Here is a 14,221-nt window from a genome sequence, read left to right as displayed (position 1 = left end):
GTCAGATCCGAACTCCCTCGGCGGCCGCCCAATTGCGGCGCCAACCGCCCTTCACTACCGACAGACCGGTAAACGCAATGAGAGCCAGCGCAGCGAAGATCAGGAATCCGCTCTGGAAGCTGCCGGTCAGCTGCTTGGCGATGCCGAGCGACGAGGCGAGGTAGAAGCCACCGATGCCGCCGGCCATGCCGACCAGCCCGGTCATGACCCCGATTTCCGCCGCGAAACGCTGCGGCACCAGCTGGAACACCGCGCCGTTCCCCGTGCCCAGTGCCAGCATGGCGAGGACGAACAGCGCAAGGGCTAGTTCGACGCTGTTCGCCTGTCCGACCCCGGCCAGCGCGGCGGCGGCGACGACGAACACTGCCGACAGCGCCTTCACGCCACCGATCTTGTCGGCCAGCGCGCCGCCCATCGGCCGCACCAGCGATCCGGCGAACACGCAGGCGGCGGTGCAGTAACCGGCGGTGATGGTCGTCAGCCCGAACCGGTCGGTGAAGTAGATCGGCAGCGACGCGGCCAACCCGACGAACCCGCCGAAGGTGACGGCATAGAAGCCCATCAGCCACCACGCGTCGCCCTGCTTGAGCGGCAGGAAATATTCGGTCAGCTTGCGGGCGGGCGGGGCGTTCGGCGCGTCCTTCGCCATCACCATATAGGCGACGAACACCAGCGTCAGCGGGATGCACGCCAGACCCAGCACAGCGTTCCAGCCGAACAGCTTGGCGAGGGTCGGCGCGAACAACGCGGCCAGCACCGTGCCCGAATTACCCATGCCGGCCAGGCCCATCGCCTTGCCCTGATGCTCGGGCGGATACCAGCGGCTGGCAAGCGGCAATGCGATCGCGAAGCTGGCCCCGGCGAACCCGAGGATGACGCCCAGCGCCAGCGTGCCGGCAAAGCTGTTCACCCCCAGCGCCCATGCGCAGAACAGCCCGGCGATGACGATGATCTGACTGATCGCGCCGGCCCGCTTCGGTCCGATGCGGTCGACCAGCAGGCCGTTGACCACGCGCAGCAGCGCGCCTGCCAGCGTCGGCACCGCGACCATCAGTCCCTTTTGCGCCGGCGTCAGGCTCAGCGTCGCGGCGATATCGGGCGCGAGCGGCCCGAGCAGCACCCACACCATGAAGGCGAGGTCGAAATACAGGAATGCCGCGATCAGCGTCGGCGTATGGCCGCTCGACCAGAAGCTGTCCGGTTTGGCGGCGGCGGTATCGTCTTTCCAATAGGCGGTAGCCATGGCAGTTCCCCGAATGCGATGGACAAAGAAAAAGCCGCCCCGACGCGGCCCTGTTCGGGCGCATCGGGGCGGCTTCGTTGCCGTGTGGCGATCATCGATCGCCCGACGCTATCGGTCCCGCCGTTGGAACCGCATCGCGCTTATCTCGTGCCCGACGCCATTGCCGGACACAGGGAAGATGACTGATTCGCAGCCGCCGTGCAAGATGGTTTCGCAGTGCAGCACGATTTGCGACGAATGGATTAAACGGGTTTCAGGGCAGGGTATCCAAATATCCTGCAATATCATCCGGATCGAACGACCGGCCGTCGAAGAACGGATCGCTGCCCAGCATCAGCCGCCCCTGGGTCGATCCGGCCGCAACGGTCCCGCCGATCGCGCCCTCCAGTTTCGAACTGGCGCCCGGCAGGGGCGCGCCCGATCCGGCCAGCGCGGCGCGGTACAGATCGGGGCGGAACACGCCTTGCGCGATGTGCGCTTCCTCCGGCGAGAAGGGAGTGCGGTCCCAGCGGACCATCTGCGAATAGAGCCATGCCGCCTGACTCCGCCAGGGAAAGTTCGCTGCCTCGCGATACTGGAACATGAAGTCGGGCACGTGCAGCGGATCGGCGCCCGACACGACCCGCACCCGATCGCCGATCGCACGCAGGATCGGGTCGACCGGCGCGTCGAGATAGTCGGGGCAGGCGAGGATCGCGGCGCTGGCGTCGCGGGTCGCGGGATCGATGAAATGCGCGGCGGCGGCGTGGAGCGCACGGATCAGCCGCTGCACCACGTCGCCGCGTTCGGCGACCGTCTGCTCGCGCAGCGCCAGTACCTTCTCGACGCCGCGCCGCCAGATCTGCGCGGTGACCAACGCGATCCGCCCGACGCCGCGATCGACCGCGACGCTGTTCCACGGTTCGCCGACGCAGATGCCGTCGACCTCGCCCACCGCCAGCGCGTCGGCGGCAAAGGTCGGGCTGGTCGTCACTATCTCCACGTCATGGTCGGGGCGGATGCCGACTGCCGCCAGCCAGTAGCGCAACATGTAATTGTGACTCGAATAGCGATGCACCACCCCGAACCGCAGTCGCCGTCCGGCCGCCGCCCGCGCCTGCGCCACCGCCTTCAACCGCGCGCCAAGCGTCACCGGATCGCCCAGACCTTCGCCGTCCAGCACCTGCTCGGCCAGCGGCAGCGCCAGCGTGATCGCGTTGCCGTTCAGTCCCAGCACGAACGGCACCGCGATCGGTACGGCAGGACGTCCGCGACCCAGCGCAGTGGCGATCGCCAGCGGCGCGACCATGTGCGCGGCATCGGTATGGCCATAGAGCAGCCGGTCGCGCACCGTCGCCCACGTCATGTCGCGGACCAGCTCGATCTCCAGCCCCTCGGCCTCGGCAAATCCCTGTTCGCGGGCGAGGATGGGGAGGGCGGCATCGACCAGCGGCACGAAACCGATGCGGACCTTGTCGAGCGCCATCACATGCCTCCCATCAATGCGTCGCTGGTCAGGATCGCATCGGCGATCTCGACGATCCGTCGGTTCGACCGCATCGCCTGTGCGCGAAGCAGCGCATAGGCGGCGGGTTCGTCGATCCCGCGCCGCTTCATCAGGATCGCCTTCGCCTTGTCGATCGTGGTCCGGTCGGCCAGCGCGCTCTTCGCCTCGACCAGTTCGGCCTGCAACCGGGCGAATGCCTGAAACCGGCGGATGGCGAGGTCGAGGACCGGCTTGATCCGCTGCTTGGCGAGGCCGTCGACGATATAAGCGGAGACGCCGGCATCGACGGCGGCGGCAGTCGATTCCGCATCGCTCTGGTCGACGAACATCGCGATCGGGCGGGCGAGCGCGCGCGATACCGCGAAGAACTCCTCCAGCTCATCACGGCTGGGATTTTCGAGGTTGATCAGGATCACCTCGGGTGCCGCCGCCTCGACATCGGCGACCAGCCGGCGGGTGCCGTCGATGACGACGATATCGTCCAGCCCCGCTTCGCGCAGCCCCTCCGAAATGATCGCGGCGCGCGTGGTGCTGGTGTCGATGATCGCGATCCGCATGATCCCGCTACCCCCGAAGCTGACGCGCGGCCTGTGCCTCGCGCCCGCCGGCCTCGTCAAGCTATAGCGCGGTGAAGCGGAAGTCGCGGAAGCGCGCGGTGCCCTGTCCCGCCGAATAGAGGCCGGGCCGCAGCATCAGGAACCCGCCGCGGACATTGTGGTGATAGCCCGACACCTCCATGCCGCGGTCGAAGCGCTGCCACGTCCGCCCGTTATCGCCGCTGGTGTGATAGGACACGATATGCCGGTCGTTGGTGACCCGCATCCGCATCCGTCTCCCATGCGGATTAACGGGTCGTCCGCGTTGGATGCCATATTGGTGGGTGACGAAACGCTGTTCGTCGAACCCCAACCCGCAATACAACTTGTCGTCATAGAACAGGATCAGCCCGGCGGTTCCGCCCGGCGCAATCTCGATATCGCATTCGAAGCGATAGCCGGTATCGCTCGCGATCAGCAGCAGCGGCGCGCCGTCCGACGGCGCCTTGCCCTTCGCATCCAGCAGCAGCGCGCCGTCCTGCACCCGAACCCGATCGCGATCATCGGGGGTGGGACGGAAGAAATTCCATTTGGTACCGAGCGCCAGCGTCGTGAAATCGTCCGACAGCGCCTGCCCGTGGCGCAGCGCCTGTCCGCCCTTCGGCTTGGCGATCGGCTGCGACAGATCGCCGCCGGTCATGCGGAACCAGCCATCGGGCGTCCATTCGACCGGGTCGAGCAACGCCTGTCGCCCCAGCGTCCAATAGCCGTTCTCGTAACCGTGATAGACCGACCACCAGCTGCCGTCCGGCCCCTCCACCAAAGTCGCATGCCCCCGCGACCACCATTTCTCATCAAGTGAGTTGGTGCGCACGATCGGGTTGCCGGGATGATGCTCCCACGGGCCGTGAATCGACTTCGACCGTGCGGCGATCACCATATGCCCGGTCGGCGGCCCCGCCGTGCCACCCACAGCGGTGACCAGATAGAAATAGTCGCCATGCCGCATGACCTTCGGTCCTTCGGGGCTGAACCCCTCGACATCCCAGGTAGCGGGATAGCGCCATGGGTCATAGACATGCTCGACCTTGCCGACCGTCTTAAGGCCGTCGTCGGACAGGCGGATGCGGTCGCCGCCCGACAGGAACAGCCAGCGCGATCCGTCCTCACCGATCGCATGGCCGGGATCGATGTGATCGGGCAGTTTCAGGTCGATCGGTTCCGACCACGGTCCGTCGATATGATCGGCCCAGATCACCCAGCTGGTCGTCGGGTTCTTGGTGGGGATATAGAGGTAATAGCGGCCCTTGTGCTTCGTCAGTTCGGGCGCCCACACCGCGCCGATATTCTTCGTCAGCGCAGCGGTGCGCGGGGTCCAGTTCACCAGATCGCGCGAATGCCAGATGACCAGCCCCGGATAGGAATCGAAGGTGGAGAAGGTCATGTAATAATCGCGACCATCCTTCAGGATCGTCGGATCCGGATGATCGCCCGCCATCAACGGGTTCAGGAAACGCCCGTCGCCCAGATCGGCAACGCGCTGATTATCGAAGCCGCGTCGATAGGGCGGGGCGGGGGCGGGCGCCGCCCCGCCCGCGGCGGGCAGCGAAGTGAGCGCGCCGCCCAGCGCCGCCCCCGCCATCACCTTCCGCCGCGAGAAGCTGCTCACATCTTCACCCGCGCGCCGACCAACAGCGTGCGCCCAAAATGGTTATTCTCGTAATTGCGGCGCGCATCGACGTCGACGATCCGGCGGCGATAGGCGTCGGTCAGGTTCGTACCCTCCAGCGACAATTCGAGGAAGTCGGTCAGCTTGTAGCGGATCGACGCATCGACGTTCGCGATCGAATCATAGCCTTCGAAGATGTTGCCGGTGCCCGACCCGCCATCGACATAGGGACCGCGATACGCGACCGAGGTGCGCGCGCTGAACCGGTCATCCTCGTAATACAGCGTCGCATTGAACTGGCGCTTCGACACATTGTACAGCGTCTCGGTCCGGGTGACGGTCGGCAGCGCACCGCCGGGCGTGGTCGCCGGACCCTGTTGCGTATAATCGGCTTCCGACCGGACGAAGGTCGCGTTCACGATCCCGCCGAAATTGCGCAGCACGCCGGGCAGGAAGCGGAACGGCGCCTGCAACGCGATTTCGATCCCGTCGAGCGACGCACCCTGACCATTGCCGGTGGTCGAGATCGTCCAGATATCCTGGGACTGGAGCGCGGGATTGAGCGCGGCAGGCGACGACGACACCAGCACCGACGGCGACAGCCCGGTTTCGGTAAAGGTGCCGCTGCGCGCAACCGCGACCGGGAAGCTCGCCACGTCCTTGCGGAACAGCGCGACCGAGAAGGCCGATTGCGGGGCAAAATACCATTCGGCGGCCAGATCGTAATTGGTCGCGCGGAATGGTTCGAGGAACGGGTTGCCGCTGGTCACACGGAAATTGAAACCGTCCGCCGACCCGCCCGGTGTCAGATTGCCGAGCGACGGGCGGGTTATGACCTTTGCGATCGCGCCGCGCACGATGATGTCGCTGGTCGGGTAGAGCGCGACGTTCATCGAGGGGAGCCAATCCTCGTAATCGCGCTTCACCGTCACGTTGACGCCGCTGTTGATGCCATAGGACGACTGATCGGTGCGGACGTAACGGATACCGGCATTGGCGGCATATTCCAGACCGAACACCGTGCCCTTGGCATCGAATTGCAGGTAGCCGCCCTTGGTCTCCTCAACCACGCCGCGATTATTGCCGACGTCGAGCGCGAGCGGGCGGTTATACAGGCCGGTAAAGTCGGTGACCGCGTCGAAATTGGGGATCAGCCATTGCAGCGAGGTACCCGACGGCGCGTTCGATCCCCGCAGCGTGAACAGTTCGGACAGCGCATTGGTCGCCTGGAACCCATAGACTGCGGTCGGGCCAAAGGCAGTGCTCGCCGAACAGGTAATAGTGCCCAGCACCAGATCGCGCCCGCCATTGCCGCACACCGCCGTATCGCGGGTAAAGGCGGTGATGTCATAGTCGTAGCGCCGCCACATGCCGCCGGCACGGACCTGGAACCCCTCCGCCACGTCCCATTCGGTACGCAGTTGCGCAGTCTTGAACTGGTTCACCACGTCCGATGGCCGGTCGCGAATTTCGGCCAGCTGAAAATTCGCGGGATCGGTCACGCTGGTACCGAACGCCAGCAAAGGCGAATTCTTGTTGCTGTAATCGTAGCGATAGCCCTGCGCATCGCGATCGTCGAACACCAGCGTCGTTTCGACTGGCACGCTGGCATCGGATTTGGAAACGCCGCCGAGCAGGGTGAAGCGGAACGTGTCGCTCAGATCCTGATCCCAGGTGCCGCCGATCTGGTAGAATTCGGTCTGCGACTGGCGGAAATAATGTTCGGTGCGAACCCACGCATCGTTCAGCGTCGCCGACATCATGTTGTTGTTGTCGTCATAGGTCGGGCTGAGCACGTCGATCTGCCGCTCGTTCGAGCGCAGCAGCACTTCGCCCCATTTCTCGCGACGATCGGCGCGGAAGCGTGAGTAGAGACCGTCGATCGACACCTTGGTCGCATCGGTCGGCGACCATTGCACGCTGCCCGTCAGGCCCAGTCGTTCACGGCTATGCTCGACTTCGCCATAGCGCGGGATGCGCGGGTGGAAGGACAGGGCGGCGCGGTCGCAGGCGGCACCGGCGATATAGGTGCCACCCCGGTTCGGTGCGGTCCAGCAGCGCGTGCCGTCGACCGAATCGAAGCGCGCCTGCGCCCAGCGGACGGTGTTGTTGCCAATCTCCTTGGTGCGCGTGTCCTGATAGGCGGCGGAGATCGACGCGCCGAGCGTGCCGTCGGGCGACTTCCATCCGATCAACCCGGCGAAGCGCGGACCGACCGTCTTCGACAGGTCGTTGTAATTGGCGACCGCCGATGCGGCGACAGTCAGGCCCGTCTTGCCCGCCAGCGGGTTGCCGGTGTTCAGGTCGACCACCGCACCCAGCGACCCTTCGTCCAGATCGGCCGACGCGGTCTTGTGGACGACGATCGAGCTGAACAGTTCGGATGCGAACACGTTGAAATCGAACGACCGGTCGCGATTGGCCGAGGCGCCGTCGCTCGACGTCGTGACCGTTTCCAGCCCGTTGACCCGGACCCGGGTGAATTGCGCGCCAAGACCACGGACGGTGATCGCACGGCCTTCACCACCGTCGCGCTGGATGGCGATGCCGGGAATGCGTTGCAGCGATTCGGCGAGGTTCTGGTCGGGGAATTTGGCGATATCCTCGGCGACGATCGCGTCGACCGCACCGACCGACTGGCGCTTCACGTTCAGCGCGGCGTTCAGCGACGCGCGAAAGCCGGTGACGACGATTTCGGCCTCGGCATCCTCGACGGCGGTCGATGCCGGATCGGTCCCGGTCGGCGCGGCGTCCTGCGCATGGGCGGTGCCGGCCAGCGTGACCAGCGACGTGGCGGCCAACAGCGCGCGGACGATATGGCGGCGGTGACGAAATTGCATTGCAAACCCTCTCCCTGTCATGATGACACCGGGCGCATTCTGCTGGCGCCTGATCCCATCAACTGGTCGGCAAGGCGGGGAAAACACCCCGCGCCACCGTCGAACCTTCTTCAGAACCACTTTTAAGTTCCAAGAATCCGGTTTTGCCGTTTTCGGCTTGAGAAACCGGTGTCAACGCGACATTGTGCCGTCACGACGAAGCTGTCAAGAAGCGCGCGGAGAGGAAAATTCATGAACCGACTGACCTCCTTGGCCGTCATCGGCCTGCTGTCGATCGCAAGCACCGTGCCGCCGGTGTCGGCGCAGACGGCCCCGGCATCCACCGCCGCAACCGCCTTTCCCGGCGCACAGGGTTGGGCGGCGGTGACGCCCGGCGGGCGCGGCGGCCGTATCCTCCGCGTGACGACGCTGGCCGCCGACGGGCCCGGATCGCTGAAGGCTGCACTGGAGGCGAAGGGGCCGCGCATCGTCGTGTTCGAGGTCGGCGGGGTGATCGATCTCGGCCGCTCGACGCTGACCATCACCGAACCGTTTCTGACCATCGCCGGACAGACCGCACCGTCGCCCGGCATCACCGTGATCCGCGGCGGCATCGATATTCGTGCGCATGACGTGATCGTTCGGCACTTGCGCGTGCGGCCGGGTCTGGACGGGCAGCCCAAACGATCGGGGTGGGAGGTCGATGCGATGAACACCGTGTCGGCGCACAATGTGATCGTCGATCACTGCACGATGACGTGGGCGCTCGATGAGAATCTGTCCGCGTCGGGGCCGCGCTTCGATGGGGTGACGCCCGACGACTGGCGACGCGGCACCAGCCACGACATCACGTTCAGCTACAATCTGCTGGCAGAGGGGTTGGCCGACGCGAGCCATCCCAAGGGCGAGCATAGCAAGGGGTCGCTGATCCACGACAACGCTACCGGCATCCTGATCTGGCGCAACGTGTACGCCCATAATGTCGAGCGCAGCCCGTTGCTGAAGGGCGGGGTGCAGGCGGCGGTGGTCAACAACCTGATCTACGATCCGGCCAAGCGCGCGGTGCATTACAACCTAATGGCACTCGAATGGGCGGGGCATGAATATCAGGAAGGTAAGCTGTCGGCGGTCGGCAACGTCATGCGCGGCGGGCCGTCGACCGACGAAGGGCTGCCGTTCCTGATGCTCGGCGGCGATGGCGACCTGCGCTATCACGGGCGCGACAATGTCGCGGTCGACCAGCACGGCAATCCGCTGCCGATGTTCGGACGCTATGGCGTGACCCGCGCGAAGCTGATCGAAGCGAAGACGCCGCCGGTCTGGCCGGCCGGACTGCCGGTGCTGCCCGCGCAGGATGTCGAGACGCATGTGCTGGCCAATGCCGGGGCGCGACCATGGGACCGCGACGCCGACGATATCCGCGTGCTGTTTTTTGTGGCCGAGGGCCGCGGAAAGGTGATCGACGACGAACGCGAAGTAAGTGAATATCCGCATCCGGTGCCGACCACGGCACCTTTTGTCGATGCGGAATGGGATCTTGTGACGATGGAGCCGAAATCGGGACGCTATCCGGGGCAGAAGGGGCCGATCCAGGAATCGCTGTCGGCACGCGACCGGGCGATGCGGCAATGATCCGGCGGGTCGTCGTCGCGGTGGTCGCGCTGTTGTGCGCGGTGCCAGCCGTCGCAGCGCCACGTGTGCTGCTGTTCCACCGCGCGACCGGATTCGTGCATGACTCGATCCCGACCTCCGTCGCCGCGCTCAACCGGTTAGCACGCGAACGCGGGCTGGAGCCGGTGACGAGTGACGATCCGGCGGTGTTCGACAAGGCAATGGACTATGCCGCGATTGTGCTGGTGTCGACCACGACCGACCCCAAGCGCGCCGAGAGCGAATGGTTCGTCGGGCCGCGCCGGGACGCGCTGCAACGCTATGTCGAGGGCGGTGGCGGGGTGGTCGCGATCCATGCCGCGGCGGACTCACACTATAACTGGCCGTGGTATGCCAAGATGATCGGCGGCCGCTTTGCGCAGCATCCGCCGGGTACGCCAGAGGCGGAAGTGGTGCGATCGGCCGAGCGCCATCCGGCGATCGATGCTCTGCCCGACCGGTTCCGTATTCCGGACGAATGGTACGGCTTTCGCGACCTGTCGACCGATTTGGATTCGCTGCTGACCTTCGATCCGCAATCGATCGGCGCGAGCGACGTGAACCCCAAGCCGCTCGCCTGGGCGCATCGCGTCGGGCGGGGGCGGGTGTTCTATACCGGGCTTGGTCATCGCAAGGAAAATTGGGCCGATCCGCGGCTGCTGACGCATGTCGGCGGGGCGCTCGACTGGGCGGCCGGACGGGCCAAGGCGCCGGCGATGGTCGTGATCGACGAAGCGTCGACGCGCGTGGCGGAGGCGCCGCCGCATGGGAAGATCGGCACGGGTACCGCTTGGCGGATTACCGATCGGGTGCCGGGGCGGACAATGGAGTTCCGCCGCCGGACGCTCGACAAGGGCGCGGCGATCGGGCTGCATCCAATCGACCATGACGAGGTGTATCAGGTGGTGGCCGGCCAAGGCGAGGTGACCAGCGATGGCGTTACCCAGCGCGTGGGCGCAGGGACGACGGTGTACCTGTACAGCGGCGCGACGGTCGGGATCGCGCAGCGGGGCAGCAAGCCGCTGACGCTGACCGTCGCCTATCCGCTGGCCGCACCAGTGCGTTAGGTTCCCGGCTGGATATAGGGGAAGCGGGCGAAGAGTTCGCGTTCCCAGCCGCGCGGGTTGTCGACGACGCGGCTGACCGTGTCGAAGAGCATCGTCTGGCGGCGGGGCAGGGTGTAGCGGGGCCAGTTTTCGCCGGGATTGCCGTGCCTAGCCAGCGAGACGAAGGCGGCCTGCATCCGTCCCGACACGGCGCGGGCGGCGGGGCCGGTGCCGCAGACCGCGCCGGGCGCGTCGAGCGTGCCGAAGACCAGCGGGATATCGTCGGTGTGCGCGGCACCGCCGCCGGGGCGTAGCGGCGCGCTGTAGTCGAGTTGATAGACCCATGCGGGCACGCCGGCGGCGGCGCGTTCCTCGGCCTCGATCACTTGGCCCCGCCAGCTGCGCGCGGCGGTGGTCGCGGCGTAGAACAGGTCGGTGGGGGAGAGGGTCGGGAAGCGCTGGCGATACTGCGCGACGACCCATTCGGGATGGGCGTCGATCCGCGTCTGCGGCGCCATGCGATCGGCCAGATTGTCCCAGTTCAGTCCGCGCAGCACCGGCCCGTCGAATGGGAGGAAGGCGCGGGTTTCTTCGCGGGTATTGCCCAGAATCATCGGGATTTCGCGGCCTTGGCGGTGCGCGTCGGGCCAGAAGGGGTGGCGATCGAGCGACCGCATGTCGAGGACCGGACCCATATAGACGCCGCCGCCGAGGATCGGGTCTTCGGCGTCTAGTGCGTCGATCAGGCGGGCGACGGGGAGGGCGGCGGCCTCTGCCGGGGTCGCCTTCAGGCGGGTCAGGAATGCCTCCGCGCGGCGGGTGGCGTTGAGCGGGCCGGAGGCGGTGACCTGTTGCCCGCTCATCGTCGCGGCGGTGTGGAATAGACCCTTGGCAGCAGGCATCGCCATGAGGGTCGCGATCTTGGCGCCGCCGCCCGATTGGCCGAACAGCATGACGCGGTCGGGGTCGCCGCCGAAGTTGACGATGTTGCCACGTATCCATGCCAGTGCGAGCAATTGATCGCGTTGTCCGACATTGCCGCTGTCGGGAAAGCGCGGGTCGAGGCGGGCGAGATAGAGATAGCCCAGCGCGTTCAGCCGGTGGTTGACCGTCACCACCACGACGTCGCCGGAAGCGGCCAGATGATGGCCATAGACCTGGGGTTCGACGACGGTGCCGTTCGAATAGGCGCCGCCGTGGAGATAGACCATGACCGGGCGGTTCGCGCCCGCGCGTGCCTCCGGCGTCCAGACGTTGAGGAACAGGCAATCCTCGTCCTGATTGCCGATGTTGGCACGTTGCGGGCAGGAGGGGCCGAATTCGGTCGCAGGCTGGGTATCGCGGAGCGGCGTCGGCGCGCCAACCGGTTGAAAACGCTGGCGGCTGGGGTCGGTGCCGTAGCGGATGCCGCGAAAGACGTGGATGCCAGCTTCGGTGCTGCCCCGCCAGCGGCCGGCCGGGGCGGTGACGACCGGGGCGGCGGGCGCGGCGCGGACGGGGCTGACCAGTGCGAGGGCGGTGGCGCCGGCGATCAGGTCGCGGCGGGTGGTCGATGGGGTCATGGGGCCTCTCCCTTGCGTCCGATGCCCGGAACCGTTTGCGGCGGTGCTTCGATACGGGTCTTCGACTTCGCTCAGCCCCTACTCAGCACGAACGGGGGCATTTAGGTTGAGGGTAATCGGTGTCATCCGTACCCGCAAGTCAGGCTTGCGGCTTGGCGACCGAGGCCCTTCGGATCAGGGTCGAGACGAACATCGTCGGTTCGGCGGGCTCGGTGGCATCGGCGTCGTCCTCGTCGTCCTCGCCGATCAGTTTCAGCGCGGCGGCGCGGGCCATGGTCGCGATCGGCCAGCGGACGGTGGTGAGTGGTGGCCACAGATGCGAGGCGATCGAGGTGTCGTCGAAGCCGACGATCGAGAGGTCGTCAGGCACCTCCAGCCCGCGTTGCCGGGCGATATGCAGCGCGCCCGCCGCCATTTCGTCGTTCGAGGAAAAGATCGCGGTCGGGCGCGGCGACAGGTCGAGCAGACGTTGGGCGGCGCGCATCCCCGATTCGAACTGGTAATTGCCCTGCGCGATCCACGTCCGCTGGACGCCGAGACCGGCGGCCTCCATCGCTTCCTCATAGCCTTGCTGCCGTTCGAAGGCCGAGCGGAAGCCGTGCGGGCCGGCGATCATGCAGATACGGCGGTGGCCGGCGGTGAGCAGATGTTCGATCGCGCCGCGCACCGCTTCCCGATCGTTCGACGATACCATATGCGCCGGATCGTCGAACGACGCCGACCCCATGCGGACATAGCGGCAACCGATTTGCACACAGAGGTCGGCCAGCGAATCATTTTCGGAGATGGGCGGCAGGAACATCACGCCATAGGGGCGCTGCCGTTCGAGGAAGCGGCGGATTTCGTCGCGCATGTCGGGCGCACCGCGATCGACCGGGTGGACCAGCAGTTCGAATTCGGTGTCGCGCAACACCTCCAGCAAGCCCTGCTGCACACGTAACACCATCTGCGCATTGGGATTATCGTGGATCAGCGCGATCAGGAAATTGCGCCGCAGCGCCAGTGCCCGCGCCTGCGGATTGGGGATGTAGCCGAGGTCGGCGATGACCGCCTGTACCTTTTCACGGGTGTCGTTGTTCAACAACGGCGACTGGTTGATGACGCGGCTGACCGTCTTTTTGGAGACGCCGGCAAGTCGGGCGACGTCGTTGATCGTCGGTTGGCCGCTTTTCTTCATGTGGTAGCGATAGCTTGGGGCGCGGCGTCCGCCAATGTCCCGCTTGGTCGATTTTGCACCCTTGTTACTGACACCGGTTTCCGTTACCCCTTCGCGGACAATGGAAGAGGTTAGGGGCATGGATAATCGCGATCGGATCGCGCACGCTTTCGTCGGTGCGCGGCAGCAGGCACGCGGACTGCCGACCTATCCGGGCGAGCGGCCGACGACGCTGGTCGAGGCCTATGCGATCCAGGACCGGGCGATCGCGATCGACGGGCGGCAAGTGGTCGGGTGGAAGGTCGGGCGGATCAACGCGCCGCTCGACGGAACGCTGGGCAGCAATCGGCTGGCCGGACCGATCTTCGCCGATCAGGTGGTGGGGGGCGAAGCCGACGCGTTGCCGGTGATCGCGGACGGGTTCGCGGCGGCGGAGGCCGAATATTGCGTGCGGATCGGGCGGTCGTCGTCCGGGCTGTCGGGCCTGACGCTCGATCAGGCGCTGGACCTCGTCGATGCGGTGCATGTCGGGGTCGAGATCGCCAGTTCGCCCTATCCGGGGATCAACGCCGATGGGCCGGTGGTGACGATCAGCGATTACGGCAATAATTTCGGGCTGTTGATCGGCGAGGAAGTGCCGGGTTGGCGCGACCTGTCGTTCCTCGACTGGCCGGTGGAATCACGGATCGACGGCGCGGTCGTGGGAAGTGCGAGTGCGCGGACGATGCTCGACGGGCCGATCGGCGCGGTGGCGTTTCTGGTCGATTGTCTGGCGGCGCGTGGGGTTTCGCTGGAGCCGGGGCAGTGGGTTTCGTCGGGCGCGGTGACGGGGGTGCATGGCATTGCGCCGGGGCAGCGGTTCGAGGCTGATTTCGGGGACATGCGGGTTGCTTGTGGCATCGTTGCGGCTGGGGAGCGGGTTGCGGGGTGACGGGGTGGCTTGGAGCGATGGGGGGGTGGAGTCGAATCCAATTACCTGTGGTCGCCCTCACCCTTCCGCGGCTGCGCCGCTCCCTCCCTCTCCCGCCGGGAAAGGGAAAGATGGCTCCCCTCC

General features: G+C 66.3%; 10 protein-coding genes. 3 read left to right on the top strand and 7 right to left on the bottom strand.

The genetic code is table 11. The features are described from left to right. Window position 1 precedes the first annotated feature (1 nt). The 5 genes from ASE59_RS07760 to ASE59_RS07740 form a co-directional block, all read right to left on the bottom strand. Window positions 2-1,243, bottom strand: coding sequence for a nitrate/nitrite transporter (locus ASE59_RS07760; RefSeq protein ID WP_056454637.1), 1,242 nt, complete (start codon window positions 1,241-1,243; stop codon window positions 2-4). 253 nt (window positions 1,244-1,496) lie between these two features. Continuing rightward, on the bottom strand, window positions 1,497-2,708 hold the full coding sequence (locus tag ASE59_RS07755; protein ID WP_056454634.1) for a CmpA/NrtA family ABC transporter substrate-binding protein: 1,212 nt from the start codon (window positions 2,706-2,708) through the stop codon (window positions 1,497-1,499). Then, on the bottom strand, window positions 2,708-3,286 hold the full coding sequence (locus ASE59_RS07750) for an ANTAR domain-containing response regulator (RefSeq protein WP_056454631.1): 579 nt from the start codon (window positions 3,284-3,286) through the stop codon (window positions 2,708-2,710). The genes ASE59_RS07755 and ASE59_RS07750 overlap by 1 nt, the downstream gene beginning before the upstream one ends. Before the next feature lie 61 nt (window positions 3,287-3,347). Then, window positions 3,348-4,907 (bottom strand): family 43 glycosylhydrolase, encoded by a 1,560-nt coding sequence (locus ASE59_RS07745; RefSeq protein WP_056454628.1) that lies wholly within the window; start codon window positions 4,905-4,907, stop codon window positions 3,348-3,350. A 23-nt stretch (window positions 4,908-4,930) separates the two neighbouring features. Continuing rightward, a complete protein-coding gene (locus ASE59_RS07740; RefSeq protein WP_056454625.1) occupies window positions 4,931-7,774 on the bottom strand; it encodes a TonB-dependent receptor in 2,844 nt (947 codons plus the stop codon). Between the two features lie 231 nt (window positions 7,775-8,005). Between ASE59_RS07740 and ASE59_RS07735 the strand changes: the two genes are divergently transcribed. Then, on the top strand, window positions 8,006-9,385 hold the full coding sequence (locus ASE59_RS07735) for a polysaccharide lyase family 1 protein (RefSeq protein ID WP_056454621.1): 1,380 nt from the start codon (window positions 8,006-8,008) through the stop codon (window positions 9,383-9,385). Next, window positions 9,382-10,470 (top strand): ThuA domain-containing protein, encoded by a 1,089-nt coding sequence (locus ASE59_RS20980; RefSeq protein WP_056454619.1) that lies wholly within the window; start codon window positions 9,382-9,384, stop codon window positions 10,468-10,470. The genes ASE59_RS07735 and ASE59_RS20980 overlap by 4 nt, the downstream gene beginning before the upstream one ends. On the opposite strand, the gene ASE59_RS07725 is transcribed toward ASE59_RS20980, so the two are convergent. Beyond that, window positions 10,467-12,011 (bottom strand): carboxylesterase/lipase family protein, encoded by a 1,545-nt coding sequence (locus ASE59_RS07725; RefSeq protein WP_056454616.1) that lies wholly within the window; start codon window positions 12,009-12,011, stop codon window positions 10,467-10,469. The genes ASE59_RS20980 and ASE59_RS07725 overlap by 4 nt on opposite strands. A 139-nt stretch (window positions 12,012-12,150) precedes the next feature. Then, window positions 12,151-13,188 carry a LacI family DNA-binding transcriptional regulator gene (locus ASE59_RS07720; RefSeq protein ID WP_056454614.1) on the bottom strand — a complete coding sequence of 346 codons (1,038 nt, stop codon included), beginning with the start codon at window positions 13,186-13,188 and terminating at the stop codon, window positions 12,151-12,153. A gap of 118 nt (window positions 13,189-13,306) precedes the next feature. Here ASE59_RS07720 and ASE59_RS07715 point away from each other — a divergent pair, with 118 nt between their 5' ends. Beyond that, complete coding sequence (locus ASE59_RS07715; protein ID WP_156359947.1) at window positions 13,307-14,098, top strand: 2-keto-4-pentenoate hydratase; 792 nt, start codon at window positions 13,307-13,309, stop codon at window positions 14,096-14,098. Window positions 14,099-14,221 lie beyond the last annotated feature (123 nt).

This window comes from Sphingomonas sp. Leaf10 (assembly GCF_001421245.1).
In the GTDB taxonomy this organism is placed as follows: domain Bacteria; phylum Pseudomonadota; class Alphaproteobacteria; order Sphingomonadales; family Sphingomonadaceae; genus Sphingomonas.
Note: the sequence above shows the minus strand (reverse complement) of the source record. Positions and strands in the feature narration are given on the sequence as shown.

Bases quoted from the DNA above. Each gene is read 5' to 3' on its own strand.
- ASE59_RS07725 (WP_056454616.1), bottom strand. From the start codon at position 12,011: ATGACCCCATCGACCACCCGCCGCGACCTGATCGCCGGCGCCACCGCC.
- ASE59_RS07740 (WP_056454625.1), bottom strand. From the start codon at position 7,774: ATGCAATTTCGTCACCGCCGCCATATCGTCCGCGCGCTGTTGGCCGCC.
- ASE59_RS07760 (WP_056454637.1), bottom strand. From the start codon at position 1,243: ATGGCTACCGCCTATTGGAAAGACGATACCGCCGCCGCCAAACCGGAC.
- ASE59_RS07715 (WP_156359947.1), top strand. From the start codon at position 13,307: ATGGATAATCGCGATCGGATCGCGCACGCTTTCGTCGGTGCGCGGCAG.
- ASE59_RS07750 (WP_056454631.1), bottom strand. From the start codon at position 3,286: ATGCGGATCGCGATCATCGACACCAGCACCACGCGCGCCGCGATCATT.
- ASE59_RS07745 (WP_056454628.1), bottom strand. From the start codon at position 4,907: ATGGCGGGGGCGGCGCTGGGCGGCGCGCTCACTTCGCTGCCCGCCGCG.
- ASE59_RS07735 (WP_056454621.1), top strand. From the start codon at position 8,006: ATGAACCGACTGACCTCCTTGGCCGTCATCGGCCTGCTGTCGATCGCA.
- ASE59_RS20980 (WP_056454619.1), top strand. From the start codon at position 9,382: ATGATCCGGCGGGTCGTCGTCGCGGTGGTCGCGCTGTTGTGCGCGGTG.
- ASE59_RS07755 (WP_056454634.1), bottom strand. From the start codon at position 2,708: ATGGCGCTCGACAAGGTCCGCATCGGTTTCGTGCCGCTGGTCGATGCC.
- ASE59_RS07720 (WP_056454614.1), bottom strand. From the start codon at position 13,188: ATGAAGAAAAGCGGCCAACCGACGATCAACGACGTCGCCCGACTTGCC.